13 protein-coding genes and 1 pseudogene are annotated in these 13305 nt (G+C 45.8%); all 14 read left to right on the top strand.

From position 1 onward, the window contains the following. The first annotated feature begins 111 nt into the window (after window positions 1–111). Window positions 112–1227, top strand: a complete 1116-nt coding sequence (locus tag EIZ58_RS21640) for an amidohydrolase family protein (protein ID WP_167577869.1) — start codon at window positions 112–114, stop codon at window positions 1225–1227. Next, a complete protein-coding gene (locus EIZ58_RS21635) occupies window positions 1224–1577 on the top strand; it encodes a Rieske (2Fe-2S) protein (RefSeq protein ID WP_134703018.1) in 354 nt (117 codons plus the stop codon). Before EIZ58_RS21640 ends, EIZ58_RS21635 begins: the two co-directional genes overlap by 4 nt. A gap of 37 nt (window positions 1578–1614) precedes the next feature. Further along, window positions 1615–2793, top strand: coding sequence for an iron-containing alcohol dehydrogenase (locus EIZ58_RS21630; RefSeq protein WP_134703017.1), 1179 nt, complete (start codon window positions 1615–1617; stop codon window positions 2791–2793). 23 nt (window positions 2794–2816) lie between these two features. After that, a complete protein-coding gene (gene gucD / locus EIZ58_RS21625; RefSeq protein WP_240689303.1) occupies window positions 2817–4268 on the top strand; it encodes an alpha-ketoglutaric semialdehyde dehydrogenase GucD in 1452 nt (483 codons plus the stop codon). A gap of 42 nt (window positions 4269–4310) precedes the next feature. Further along, complete coding sequence (locus EIZ58_RS21620) at window positions 4311–5435, top strand: amidohydrolase family protein (protein WP_240689387.1); 1125 nt, start codon at window positions 4311–4313, stop codon at window positions 5433–5435. Continuing rightward, window positions 5435–5806: a Rieske (2Fe-2S) protein gene (locus EIZ58_RS21615; protein ID WP_134703014.1), complete on the top strand. Its 372-nt coding sequence runs from the start codon at window positions 5435–5437 to the stop codon at window positions 5804–5806. Before EIZ58_RS21620 ends, EIZ58_RS21615 begins: the two co-directional genes overlap by 1 nt. Window positions 5807–5856: 50 nt before the next feature. Continuing rightward, window positions 5857–6000 carry a hypothetical protein gene (locus tag EIZ58_RS33685; protein WP_167577868.1) on the top strand — a complete coding sequence of 48 codons (144 nt, stop codon included), beginning with the start codon at window positions 5857–5859 and terminating at the stop codon, window positions 5998–6000. Continuing rightward, a complete protein-coding gene (locus EIZ58_RS21610; protein WP_134703013.1) occupies window positions 5997–7508 on the top strand; it encodes a sodium/proline symporter in 1512 nt (503 codons plus the stop codon). Before EIZ58_RS33685 ends, EIZ58_RS21610 begins: the two co-directional genes overlap by 4 nt. A gap of 274 nt (window positions 7509–7782) precedes the next feature. Then, window positions 7783–8082 (top strand): hypothetical protein, encoded by a 300-nt coding sequence (locus tag EIZ58_RS35360; protein ID WP_240689302.1) that lies wholly within the window; start codon window positions 7783–7785, stop codon window positions 8080–8082. A 655-nt stretch (window positions 8083–8737) separates the two neighbouring features. Beyond that, a complete protein-coding gene (locus tag EIZ58_RS21600) occupies window positions 8738–9889 on the top strand; it encodes a GNAT family N-acetyltransferase (RefSeq protein WP_167577867.1) in 1152 nt (383 codons plus the stop codon). A gap of 825 nt (window positions 9890–10714) precedes the next feature. Continuing rightward, window positions 10715–10976: pseudogene (locus tag EIZ58_RS21595) on the top strand (hypothetical protein); the annotation flags it as partial. A gap of 14 nt (window positions 10977–10990) precedes the next feature. Further along, complete coding sequence (locus tag EIZ58_RS21590) at window positions 10991–11473, top strand: SRPBCC family protein (RefSeq protein ID WP_134703011.1); 483 nt, start codon at window positions 10991–10993, stop codon at window positions 11471–11473. An 86-nt stretch (window positions 11474–11559) separates the two neighbouring features. Beyond that, window positions 11560–11985, top strand: coding sequence for an SRPBCC family protein (locus EIZ58_RS21585; protein WP_134703010.1), 426 nt, complete (start codon window positions 11560–11562; stop codon window positions 11983–11985). A 240-nt stretch (window positions 11986–12225) separates the two neighbouring features. Beyond that, on the top strand, window positions 12226–12744 hold the full coding sequence (locus EIZ58_RS21580; protein ID WP_134703009.1) for a GyrI-like domain-containing protein: 519 nt from the start codon (window positions 12226–12228) through the stop codon (window positions 12742–12744). Window positions 12745–13305 lie beyond the last annotated feature (561 nt).

Below are 13305 nucleotides of genomic sequence, written 5' to 3'. Positions count from 1 at the left end.
TTACCTGCCGATGATACTATTTATTCAAGCAACATCACAGTTTATATACAAATGAAACCGTTTTTAGAATGTTGTTATGTCCCAAATTCATCAAAGGAAAGGTCGGAAAATATGGAGTTATCGACAAAGAAATCTAAATCCGTGCTCAAACAAGGGGTGATCGATTGTGATTTCCACCAAACCCTTAAAAGCTTTGACGACTTGAAGCCTTATCTTCCCCGGGTCTGGTGGCCGCGATTAAGTGAGCCTGAGGCCACCTTGCCCATTACTATTTATAAACCCGTTCCTCTATCACGCCGGGATGCAGCGCCTGGGAAAGGACTTCCCCCGGGATCGGACCCCCAATTTGCCATAACGGATGCACTGGATCGCTACAATATATCCAAAGCGGTACTGACCGGGAGCTTGCTTACCGTGTCGGCGCACAACAATCCGGACTATGCGGCAGCGGTGGCCTCTGCGTTCAATGATTATACGTTTGACACCTGGCTTCCCACAGATGAGCGTTGGCTTGCTTCCATCCTCATTGCGACGCAAGACCCCATCCTGGCAGCGAAAGAAATTGATCGACTAGGCAAGCACCCGAGGGTGGTTCAGGCCATTTGTACAGTATCGTCGCGGGAACCTTTCGGGCAGCGCCGCTTTTATCCCATCTATGAAGCTTGCGTTCGCAATAATTTGGTTCTTGCCCTCCACGGCGGTGGCGAAGGAGATGGGATCAATCCACCGATTTCTGCCGTCGGTACGCCAACGACCAATTTTGAACGTCACAATATTTTGGCTATTCACCACATGTCCCAGCTGAACAGCATAGTTTGCGAGGGCGTGTTTGAGAGATTCCCAACCCTTAAAGTTGTTTTCGTTGAAGGCGGATTGGCATGGGTTCCGCATCTAATGTGGAGAATGGACAAGAATTTCCTCGGCATGCGCAAGGAAGTTCCGTGGCTGAAAAAGAAGCCAAGCGAATATATCATCGAGCATTGCCGCTTTACGACGCAGCCGATCGAAGAGCCGAACAATGAGGAACTTGTCCAGATGCTTCGCATGATGCGGGCGGAGAAAACGGTGATGTTTGCGACCGATTATCCGCACTGGGATAATGATACTCCGACCTTTGTGCTGAATAAACTACCGGAGGATTTGCGCACGCGAATCGGGTATGAAAACGCAGCTGAACTTTATCAGCTAAACAGCAGCCAGCTTGAAAAGGAAGGTGAACTCGTATGATAAAACACGAGGTAGCGGAAGTAGGAGAGATTGAAAAAGGAAGCTGCAAGATTATGAAAATCGAAGGACGAAGCATCGGCATCTATTTCGACGGCGAGAATTATCATGCCATCCGCAACGTGTGCCCACATGAACAAGCGGAGTTATGCAAAGGCAAATTTACCGGAACCACCTTGACCTCGAAGCCGCATGAATATATTTACGGCATGGAAGGGGAAATTCTCGTTTGTCCTTGGCACGGGTGGGAATTCGATGTTAAGACAGGCAAGTCGCTGGCGGATCCTGATCGGTATAGGGTAAAGATCTATGATGTATCTGTTGAAGATAACCGGATTCTAGTACACATCTAGTAGGTGAACAATTCAAAACGAGAGGATGTAATGCAAGATGTCATCATTGCCGTACAAGTATCTGATGCCGACGCGAGTGGAATGCGGGAAGGGTATTGCTGAAAAAACGGGGGAATTGATTCGAGATTTAGGCGCTTCCCGTGTACTAATCGTAACGGATAAAGGCGTGCGTGCTGCCAATCTATTAGGAGTAATTGAAAGATCTCTTCAGTCTGCCGGCTTGCCCTATGAAATTTTTGATGAGGTAGAGCCCAATCCATCCGCGCAAACGATTCGAAAAGGGACTCAAGCGTTGAAGCAGAATGAAAGCGATGCCGTACTTGCGGTTGGCGGCGGAAGCAGCATCGACACGGCCAAGGGAGTTGCCCTCATGGCGAAGAATCCTGGCGATATTCTGGAGTATGAAGGGGTAGGAAAAATCGAGGTTCCGCCGCTTCCGATCATTGCCATACCGACGACGGCTGGAACGGGAAGCGAAGTGACGAATTCCACTGTTGTGACGAATAAAGAGACTTCCTTCAAAACGGCAGTGATCAGTCCTTACTTGTTCCCGACACTGGCGATATTGGATCCGGCCCTAACGCTGAATCTTCCTCAGCCGATTACAGCGGCAACCGGTATGGATGCGTTAACCCATGCGATCGAATCTTATACATCCAAGGCTTCCAGCCCAATTAGCCAAGCCTTCGCTATCCATGCGATTAAAATGATTGGCGAAAATCTCATCCCTTCTTATTTCGTGGGAACGGATATCGAGCAGAGAGAAAATATGCTGGTCGCTTCCATGATGGCTGGGGTTGCTTTTGCCCAGTCCCGCTTGGGGAATGTGCATGCGATTTCCCATACATTTGGCGGCGTATTCAATGTTCCGCATGGCATCGCCAACGCAGCCCTGCTGCCTTTTGTCATGAAATTCAATCTTCCGGCATGTCCGGAACGGTTCAGGGATATTGCCGTTGCATTAGGAAAGGATGTTGCCGGGTTATCCCCGATGCAAGCAGCTGAAAAAGCCATCGAGGCCGTCCTGGAGATGAACCAGGCGATGCAAATCCCGAACAATATCAAAGATTTAGGAGTCTCCTTGGAGCTCCTGCCGAAATTGGTGGAAGACTCGATGAGAAGCGGAAATGTGCTTGTGAATCCACGACTGACCCGAGCAGCCGACATTCAGATGATTATTGAGAAAGCGTACGCTGGTAGTTTACAAGATTTATAAAGATAGTATGGGAGGGAAATCAATTGAAAACTTATAGGAACTATATTAATGGCGAGTGGGCAGCTGCTTCTACGAATGAAGTTATTGCGAGCGTGAATCCGGCCAACCGAAATGAGATCGTAGGCTATGTTCAGAAATCGGGAAAAGCGGAGCTGGATCAAGCGGTAGAAGCTGCCAAAAAGGCTCAGGTCTCGTGGAGAAAATTATCGGGATCAGCAAGGGGAGACTTGCTCTATCGAGCAGCCAACGTGCTCGAGAGCCGGTTGGATGAGATCGCGAAGACAATGACCGAGGAGATGGGCAAGACGTTTCCCGAAGCGAAGGGGGAAACAGCTAGAGGAATTGCCATCCTGCGTTACTATGCAGGGGAAGGCCTTCGGAAAAATGGAGACGTGATCCCTTCCACTGACAGCGAGGCTCTCCTGTTTACCACCCGTGTTCCCCTTGGTGTCGTCGGGCTGATTACTCCTTGGAATTTTCCCGTTGCGATTCCCATATGGAAAATGGCTCCTGCCCTCATTTATGGGAATACTGTGGTGTTAAAGCCTGCCCAAGAAACATCCGTAACGGCGGCGAAAGTTGTGGAATGCTTTGCCGAAGCCGGATTGCCGTCTGGAGTTCTTAACTTGGTTACGGGTACAGGGTCAGTGATAGGGCAAGGCATCATAGATCACCCTGGCATTAACGGTATTTCGTTTACCGGATCTGATCAGATTGGCAAGCAAGTGGCACTGGGAGCTGTAGCGAGAGGGGCAAAATTCCAGCTGGAAATGGGCGGGAAAAATCCAGTGATTGTGGCCAATGACGCGGACCTAGATCAAGCAGTGGATGCGACGATCAGCGGAGGACTGCGGTCTACAGGGCAAAAGTGTACGGCAACCAGCCGAGTCATCGTTCAAAGTGAAGTGTACGAGGAATTCAAGGCTAAGCTTCTCGCGAAGGTAAAAGAAATTAAGGTGGGCCATGGGTTGGATGCGGACACGTGGATGGGTCCTTGTGCAAGTGAAAGTCAATTGAAGACCGTACTATCCTATATTGAAAAAGGCGTTGCTGAAGGAGCCACTCTTCTTCACGGAGGTCAACGGGCGGAAGGATTCGGGTTGGAGCAAGGATTTTTTGTAGAGCCTGCGGTTTTCGAAGATGTAAATTCCAGCATGAGTATTGCTCAAGAAGAAATCTTCGGGCCAGTGCTTGCCCTGATTAAGGTAGATTCCATCGAACAGGCGCTGGAAATCGCGAATGATGTTCAATATGGCTTAAGTGCGTCGATTTTCACCCGAGATATAGGTAATATGCTTTCCTTTATACAAGATATGGACGCTGGGCTCGTGAGAGTCAATGCGGAAAGCGCAGGGGTGGAGTTGCAGGCTCCGTTCGGCGGCCTCAAGCAGTCGAGCTCCGGTTCCCGCGAGCAAGGGCAAGCTGCGATCGAGTTCTTTACCGCGATTAAGACCGTGTTCGTCAAAGGTTCCTAACGTGAGCTTATAATTCTACTAGAAGGAGTGATACTCGTGGAAATGACCGAAAGCAAGAAATCAGAGAAAAAGTCAAAGATGAAACGAAGCATTATCGATGTAGACATCCATAACTATACCCCATTGGATGAAATCAAGAACTATTTGCCCCGAGCGTATCGCGATCAGATCGATCTGTGGGGATGGAGGCTTCCAGGCTCATTGTATCTAAACGGAGGGATCCGAGTGGGCCAGATGGCCGACTCCATTCCTCCGGGCGGAGGCTTTCCCGGAAGCGACCTGGATTTTATGAGAGAACAATTATTAGATCCATTTGATATCGAGTACGGAATATTAACTGGCAGCGATTACTCAAGCCAAGCCACGCCTGATTTGGATTACGCGGCAGCGATGAGCCGGGCCATCAATGACTATACATTTGAGCATTGGCTAGCGAAGGACAGCAGGCTGAAAGGGTCCATATTTATTCCGAAGCAGGATCCCTTACAGTCAGCACAAGAGATCCGACGGGTGGGCTCCCATCCGGACATGGTTCAAGTAATCGTTTCGAGCGGAGCAGAAAAGCCGTACGGAAACCGGATGTATCATCCGATATACGAGGCTTGCGTGGAGCATAATCTGCCTTTTACCATTCATGTCCTGATGGAAGGAGTCGGCATTAATGGGCCTAACACCGGAGCCGGTTATGTTACTTACTACCCCGAATACCGGGCTAGCCGACCCATGGTGATGGCGGCGCACCTGGCAAGCTTTATCTATGAAGGCGTATTCGAAAAATTCCCGACACTAAAAGTGGTTCTTCAGGAGGCCGGCGTGTTCTGGCTAGCGCCATATTTATGGAAGATGGACGAAGATTGGAAAGCGTTGCGCTTCCAAACGCCATGGGTGAAGAAAAAGCCGAGTGAATATTTCCGAAGTAACGTGAGAGTGTCTTCCCAGCCATTGGAGCCCACGCCGAATCCAGAGATGTTCCGCCAAATGATGAATGCGGTTTATGCGGATGAGACACTCATGTTCTGCAGCGATTACCCGCATTGGGATTTTGATTCCCCGTTGTTGGCTTTTCCTAAATTAGAAGACTCTTTATGGGAAAAAATCTTCTATCAGAATGCAGCTGACTTGTATGGTTTTCCTTCAAGAGGAGTGGGAAAGGGAGGGGCGGTGTAATGTCCGGTTATTTAGTGGGAAAGGCATCCGAGATACCTGTAGGAGAGAAGAAGATCATTGAAGCGAACGGACGAAGCATCGGTGTTTACAACATCGGAGGAGAATTTTTTGCCATCCGCAACACTTGCCCGCATCAGGGTGCACCGCTTTGCAAAGGGATTAAGACTGCGTTCATTACCTCTAAGGGTCCTGGAAACTTTGATTACGAACGCGATGGAGAAATCGTGCGGTGCCCCTGGCACCAATGGGAATTCGACATTAAGACCGGGTGTATGGTCGTGGACCCGAAAATGAGGACGAAGAGTTATGAAGTGACCGTGGAACGATACGATGTCTCCATTGAAGAAAATAACGTCTATGTTCACCTTTAACCAGATATGTACTCAAAAATAAAAACGGTTTAGGAAAGGAGGAGTGATGGATGAATTTTGGAATTTTCTTTTCATTATTATTAGTGCCCTTGCTCATACTCGCGCTTGCTTATTACTGTTTCATCGTCACCCGAGAGGATGAGGAGGAATCCTACGTCAGCATAGGAGACAGAGAGGAGGTTGAAGTGCAATGAGTACGAGTTGGATAGCGATAAGCGTCATCGTCTGCTATTTAGTTGGGCTGCTAGTGATTGCTTTTACCAGTTCCAAAAAAAGTGCGGGAGGCTTGGACGACTTTTTCTTAGCCGGCAGGAGCTTAAACAAATGGACGGTTGCCCTGTCAGCGGTGAGTTCCGGACGAAGCGCTTGGCTCGTTCTTGGCGTTACGGGCACGGCTTATGCGACAGGTCTTAATGCTATGTGGTCGATTGCCGGATACATTACGGTTGAAGTTCTCATGTTCTTCTTTGTCGCCAGACGCTTCAGGAACTATAGCGAAAAGATGGGGAGCATTACGGTTCCCGACATTTTGGAATCACGCTTTCAAGATAAAACCAATATATTAAGGCTTGTCAGCGCGTGTATTATTATCTTCTTTATGGTTGCCTATGTTGGAAGTCAGTTGGTAGCCGGCGGGACTGCGTTTTCCGCAAGCATGGGCGTGTCTTCCTCCACAGGAATGTTGATAACCGCAATTATTTTATTGGTTTACACGATGTTGGGCGGATTCCATGCCGTCAGTAAAACGGATGTGTTGCAAGCGGGTTTCATGTTTACCTCCTTAGTAGTATTACCTATCATCGCCATTTTTGGTTTAGGCGGCTTCGGCCCGATTCTTGAAACGATGAATGCTCAGCAAGCGGGCTTCATCGATCCGTTCACGTTTGGTTTTGGCGCCATCATGGGTTTGCTGGGAATTGGTTTTGGAAGTCCTGGAAATCCTCATATCCTTGTCCGTTACATGTCGCTTAAAAATGTCAAGGAAATGAGACAAGCGGCATTCATTGCCACGGTTTGGAACGTTGTGATGGGGTGGGGGGCCATCATGATCGGATTGGCAGGACGCGTTTATTTCCCGAATATCGAAGCTCTTCCCAATGCAAACAAAGAAGCCTTGTTCACCACGCTAGGAGCCGAAATCCTGCATCCGTTCTTCTTGGGCATCTTGCTCGTTGCGATCTTAGCGGCGATTATGTCCAGTGCGGACAGCCAACTTCTAGTCGGGGCAAGTGCGGTTGTAAGAGATATCTATGATAAATTAATCGGCAAAGGAAAAGAAATTCCTCCAAAGAAGCTCGTTCTTTACAGTCGCTTGTCCATTTGCGCCATTATGCTCTTATCGATTTGGCTTGCCTTCTCCGCTCAGGAATTCGTATTTTGGATGGTGCTGTTTGCTTTCGGAGGGTTAGGGGCTTGTTTTGGACCGGCTCTCTTGCTTACCCTCTATTGGAAAGGTGTCAGCAAGGCCGGGGTACTGTTCGGAATGATTACAGGATTAGTTACGGTTATTCTTGTCAAAAAACAACCCGAGTGGACCTTTACCTTCTTGCCTGATGTAAAAGCATTGGTGGGAAAAATTCTATTCGGCATCACTTATGAAGCCGTTCCCGGTTTCCTTGTTGCTTTAATCGTGACCGTTGTTGTCAGTTTATTCACGGAAAAGCCAAAGAACGCTGAGGAGTTACTCAACAGCATTAAATAAGGATGTAAGAATATAAGGCGTGTCATAAGACCTAAAAAATAGACCTAAAAAAGGCAACTGTCACTACAGTTGCCTTTTTCTCTATTTATATTTGCATAAAGAGTTTCGTTTTAGTTAGGAATAAATAAGAGAGAACGATGCTTTTTGCCAACCTGTTGTTGCATATGAGGAAGGATAGGCTGGGTGCGTTTTAAAGTTTAAGTACTGCTTGCCTTGATCGTACAATTCCTTCCGGAATGGATTCAGTCTCTGCTTGGCCATAGGTAAGTCGGATATGACCGGTTGGGGAACCGAGCAAGCCGCCTGGGACAAAGTTAACCTCATTTCTCATAGACTCTTTGAGCAGTCGATATTATATATCCTCAATTCCCATAAGTTTAGAATCGCCAATATGGATCGGGGACCCGTGCATATTGGGGTATTTAGCCGTAATTTCTACAGCTGCCTGTTCATTGAAATGCCCACTCTTGTCCTCGCTGAGGGGATGAAACCAAGAATCTATCAGGGGTTAGCCTATTCTTCCGTTAATACCGCTACGGCCAACTATCGGAGAATGAACAAAGGTTTACATTAAGGGGATGGACCATATCGTTAATATCGAACTTTTTATTGTCTTGAATAGTTATTTCATTATAAATAGGGGAGATAGGGAAATGTAAGATAGGGGCTACGTAAACCCTCCATGGAAAGACTCGGTTTTTCCTACTACTCTTTAGATAAGACAATAAGCTATGAACCATGAATATATCTTGTCAGATAGATGCTGAATCAGTTTTACAAGCTCCTGTCTTTTTTCAGTCGCTCCTATTGTTATCACCTTCTTAACCGTCAACGGCAAAGGCTTCGCACCTTACCTTATGATGAGGGACAGTCCTTCAGTTGAGTAAAGCACGATAGTGCTTTACGATCGCGTTTAATATACCTGAGAGTAGGAAAAGGGGGAACCAGGTGGAAGTAGTATATGAGGAGTCTTTATCGCGAATGAGAGAGTTGCAAGGTCAAGCTTATTCCTATCATTCCTAAGGCGTTACCTGTCCCTGGTTGTTATAGCGGTTATGTCTTCATTTTTCGGGGAGACGTTAGCTCATTGGTTCGATCAAGCCCTTTATCATGGAGATATACATACTCTTTCTTCTTTTATATCATAACGGAGGAGTTCCTTAAGCGGTCTAGAATAAAGAAAGTACAGGACGGTTTAAAGCGATCAATGGATGAAAGGAAAAACAACAATGATTAGAAAATTAGAAGATCAGGACATAGAGCAAAGCTTAGCGTTTTCTCAATATGCTTTTCAATATCATCTGAGCCCTGAGCAAGCGGTGGAAAGAAGGGAAAGAGCGAAGCTTCATGAAATTTGGGGAGAATTTGAGGGGGAGCAATTAATTTCAAAGCTTCATATTTTGCCTCTGAAGATCTACATAGCCCATAAGAGCTTTAGCATGGGAGGGGTTGCCGGAGTGGCGACTTGGCCGGAACATCGGAGAAAAGGGAGCGTCAGTCGGCTGATTAGGCAGGCCCTGGTTTCCATGAAAGAAACCGGACATTCAATCAGTCTGCTTCATCCCTTTAGCTTTGCCTTTTATCGTAGGTATGGGTGGGAATGGTTTGTTTCCTATAAGACTTATAAGCTTGACGCAGCCCATCTGACCTTGTTGACTCGTACAAAGGGAAGAGTAGAAAGGCTAACGGACAGGAGCGGCACAAGCCTCTTGCAAGAGATGTATCAGCGGTTTGCCTTGGGCTATTCCGGCATGCTGGATCGGTCGCTGGACTGGTGGGACTATCATGTCAAGCCATTCAGCTACCAAGTAGGGGTGTATCGCAACAGCGAGGATCAACCTAGGGGGTATGTGCTCTATCAGGTCAAGGATCGTGTGCTGGAGGTGGAAGAATATATCTTTTTAAACGAAGAGGCTAGAATAGGGATGTGGAATTTCTTGTGTCAGCACGATTCTATGGTGGATCAGATCAAAATGAGGGTGGCGGAGGATGACCGTTTGCCTTATCTGTTGGCTAATCCGAAATTCCAGCAGGAAGTCACCCCTTATTTTATGGCTCGAATCGTAGATGTAGAGGTGTTTTTGCGTCATTATCCTCTGGCAAAGCAAGCGGGGTCTGTTTCCATTCAAGTAGAGGACCCATGGGCCAAGTGGAATGAAGGTATCTATGAAATCCAAGATGGACAGGTGTCAAGGATTCATGCCACACACGCGAAGGCAGCCTTAACTTGTGACATTAGTACCCTAACCGCCATCTTTCTTGGAGTGCAAAGCGCGAGCTTTTTCTATGAGTTAGGTAGGCTGAAAGGGGAGAGCGCCGATGTAATCGAGCTGGAGCGCCTCATTCCGAAGCAAGCGACCGCTCTCTTTGACTTCTTCTAGCATCCAAACTTAGGCGGATAACGTGTAAGCTTTTGCCCCTTCTTAGGTAGTAAATTGCTGAATATTTAAGAGAGAGTATAAGCAGACCCGTTACCTAGGGTGTGAAAGAGGGGGAAGGGTATTAGATTTTAGCATTGCCCTTCTCACATTTATGACCAAAAAGGAATTGACCACCTATGAGCCAAAAACTCCGTGGTCTATTTCTTTCTAAACTGAGCAGCCCCCAGATTGGGGCACGTCTGTTGTACCTGACCGATATTTTGCTAGCTACGGGAATACCCCCTTAGGTAGGGGACAGTCCCCTTTTATAAGGTAAAGCGCGGAGCGCTTTACCGTTGGCGAGTAAAATTTCGCTTAGTGTACGTTTTCCGAGTTTTGTCGGCCGTATCCGTTAATTACTTGAAAGCACCATTCCACTTCAATTTTCGAGCGCTTTCGATGAAGAACGCTGAGCTGTTTATGCAGCTCATTTTTTAATAAACGGGCAGCAGGATAACAGAATTAAGTTCAAGAATTTATGAAGATGGATGGAAATGTTGAAAAGAGGTAGTAAAAATATGGGATGACCTTTCTGTTTTCCTGGATCAGATACAGAACACTGAGTCGTTCTCAGTAATAAATATTGTTTATTCGTTCAAAAACCTCAACAAGTCTTATTAGGTTCAGGTTTAATTGTACCAAGAGTACACAAGTAAAATGGATTTGATCTAACTTCTCTCGAATGGCAAACTACTTTTGATCTTTTACATCAAGTTAGAGCATTGCTTGATAAAGAATATTAGTTAGATGGTTACAATGAAGTGGGTATGATTATAAAGGAAGGTTATGCAGGAACTGAAAGCGCTCGGCAAGGAACGAATTAAAAAGACTTACATAAGCAATGGTGCACACGAGCCGCTTTCTGACGTGGCTACAGGCGAAATGAAGCCACTCGCAAGCCGAGGAGCTTAGAATGTCGGCAGGCTGGAGTTGTTACTGCTGGTTTTTGGGTAATCGCCTGGACAGTGAATTTAGCGCAAGCAAGATTACCAGTATGCTTGATGAGGTGGAAAATACGATTCACGATTCTCCTGATCGAACTAAATCCTAAGGAGGTATTGCATGTTAGCGGTTGTACAGCAGGTACAGAATGGATATGTTGCTCGGTTCGAGCGTAATCTAAAGCACACAGTTGAGAAAATATGGTCTTCGTTGACGGAGAATGATAAGTTGGAGAAGTGGTTCTCTGAGTTACAGATCGACGACCTCCGAGAAGGAGGAATAATTAAGTTTGACATGCAGGATGGTACATTTGAGGAACTTGAAATTATAGAGCTTAAACCAAACTCCGTTTTGGAATATACATGGGGCGAAGACCGTGTTCGTTTTGAGCTATATCCTGAGTCCGATGGAAGTCGCTTAGTCTTAATTGAAAAGATTAATAAGATAACAAACCATACTTCAAAGGATCTTGCCGGCTGGCATGTATGTTTGGATGTCATTAACGTATTGTTGGATGGAAGGGCAATACAATCACGTGAAAACGAATGGAAAATATGGCATGAGAAATATGAACAGCTTCTCGAGAACTTCCCTAAAGACTAGGTCAAAAAATATATCCGATAGACCTCAGGTTCATCGTTTTGCGCAAAAACATATAATAGGACATGATAGACTACCGGGAGGTATAAATGAAGAAGCTCCTTGTTGAAAAATCAATTGAAATCAATGCTCCGGCTGCGAAGGTTTGGCAAGTTTTGACGAATCCGGCTCTCAGCAAACAGTGGATCGAGCAATTTTGGCCTGGTTTCGGTGCACTGGAATCTGATTGGAAAGTCGGCAGCGCCATGTATTGGAAAACCGCCGAGGGAACTATCGACATCGAGGGGAAGATTCTCGGGATCGAGCCGGTGAAAATGATCCGTTACAGCTTCACGATGCCGCAAGACATTGTCATACTCACGCTCGATGAACGAAACAGAAACACCGTATTGTCCGTTGTGCACGGTGATTTTGCGGAAAAACCGGATGGTGAAGAGTGTTACCTCGGTGCGCTTGCGGGCTGGGATATGAACTTGCCGAAAATCAAAGAGCTCACGGAGAGGCTAAACATTTGAAAGCCGTCGGACTGTCGACCACTTTCTAAGTAGTAATGTAATTAGGCTTTTCTTGGCTCTGCCCAAAAAATAGATTTTGTTAAAGTGGACAAATATGATGTTTTTCTTCTTCACCCATCCTGAGCGGGTGGTCGCTCGGTCGATGTTAGTGGAATTACTCTAAGGATTCGCGGTGAATTTGAATGCGATTTATGAACATAACGGGAGATACAATGCTTTGGTATCAGAGTGATGCAAATAATGGAAAGATTTTTTCAAGTAAATCTGGAAGGAGCAGAACAGAGGAAATATCAGATTGTTAAAAGAGATGCTTTCCAAGCCGTTGGTGTAAAACGTGAATGTTCTTGTGGCGCGGAGGCAGGAGCTCAAGGTATTCCAGAACTTTGGGATGAAGTAAATAATAATGGAACAGCGAACATGTTAGTTGAATTAATGAATGGAGAATTTAAAGGTTTATTAGGGATTACTGACAATTATGACGCAGAGAAAAACACGATTGATTACTGGATTGCTGCAGAACATATTGGAGAGTTGCTAAATGGTTTATCGATCATTCAATTTCCCGCATCCAAATGGGTCGTTTTTGAAGTGTATGGACCAACCCCAATCGCAATGCCTAAGGCTTGGAAACAAATTTTTTCCGAATGGATTCCGTCAAATAGGTATGACGTGGCTGAAATACCAGCCATAGAAGCCTATATTGATCCTGATCCACATCGTGCCGATTCATCGAATCAAATCTGGCTTGCAGTAAAATAAGATCTTGGTACTAAAACCTCGAGATCACTATGGCTTGAGAAACAAGAGTTCCTTGATGACAGGAGGCTGCCAGATCAATGGCACCTGCTGAACTATCGGGCAGTTTAACGAAACAGTACCAATGAATATTAGAAGATGTGGATGTTTGGAGTACGAGATTGTGATACATCGAGTTGATTTTAAATAGTGGTAAAAAGTCCACTTATCCGAAAAAATAAGAGGAAAAAAAGCAAAATAAGTGGAGAATCAACAACTAATGCTTGAAAACATCAAATAAATATGGCTTTCAGAGCAAATAGTTGGAGTTTTTCCACCTATATGATGAGGTTTCTATTTAATTTTTAATCATAGGTGGAGAATTTCCATCTATTCATCCTTGGTTTTATTACATGTCTACCATCAGTGTACTTTTGCCAATTATTGTCTTTAAAAATACCCTGTAGGGGGTATATTAATTTTAGTCATTTATTAAACGACGGGAATCGATAGTTCAATAACACAGATAAAATTAAAGCAGGGCTTCTTCCAACATAACAGTTGAGAGAAGTCCTGCTTTTGTGA

It is taken from the genome of Ammoniphilus sp. YIM 78166, assembly GCF_004522215.1.
Taxonomy (GTDB): Bacteria; Bacillota; Bacilli; order Aneurinibacillales; family RAOX-1; genus YIM-78166.
The sequence above is the reverse complement of the archived record's forward strand: the minus strand, read 5'-3'. Positions and strand labels throughout refer to the sequence as shown.

Bases quoted from the DNA above. Each gene is read 5' to 3' on its own strand.
- EIZ58_RS21590 (WP_134703011.1), top strand. From the start codon at position 10,991: ATGTTAGCGGTTGTACAGCAGGTACAGAATGGATATGTTGCTCGGTTC.
- EIZ58_RS21585 (WP_134703010.1), top strand. From the start codon at position 11,560: ATGAAGAAGCTCCTTGTTGAAAAATCAATTGAAATCAATGCTCCGGCT.
- EIZ58_RS21600 (WP_167577867.1), top strand. From the start codon at position 8,738: ATGATTAGAAAATTAGAAGATCAGGACATAGAGCAAAGCTTAGCGTTT.
- EIZ58_RS35360 (WP_240689302.1), top strand. From the start codon at position 7,783: ATGACCGGTTGGGGAACCGAGCAAGCCGCCTGGGACAAAGTTAACCTC.
- EIZ58_RS33685 (WP_167577868.1), top strand. From the start codon at position 5,857: ATGAATTTTGGAATTTTCTTTTCATTATTATTAGTGCCCTTGCTCATA.
- EIZ58_RS21620 (WP_240689387.1), top strand. From the start codon at position 4,311: ATGACCGAAAGCAAGAAATCAGAGAAAAAGTCAAAGATGAAACGAAGC.
- EIZ58_RS21580 (WP_134703009.1), top strand. From the start codon at position 12,226: ATGGAAAGATTTTTTCAAGTAAATCTGGAAGGAGCAGAACAGAGGAAA.
- EIZ58_RS21615 (WP_134703014.1), top strand. From the start codon at position 5,435: ATGTCCGGTTATTTAGTGGGAAAGGCATCCGAGATACCTGTAGGAGAG.
- EIZ58_RS21640 (WP_167577869.1), top strand. From the start codon at position 112: ATGGAGTTATCGACAAAGAAATCTAAATCCGTGCTCAAACAAGGGGTG.
- EIZ58_RS21610 (WP_134703013.1), top strand. From the start codon at position 5,997: ATGAGTACGAGTTGGATAGCGATAAGCGTCATCGTCTGCTATTTAGTT.
- EIZ58_RS21630 (WP_134703017.1), top strand. From the start codon at position 1,615: ATGTCATCATTGCCGTACAAGTATCTGATGCCGACGCGAGTGGAATGC.
- EIZ58_RS21635 (WP_134703018.1), top strand. From the start codon at position 1,224: ATGATAAAACACGAGGTAGCGGAAGTAGGAGAGATTGAAAAAGGAAGC.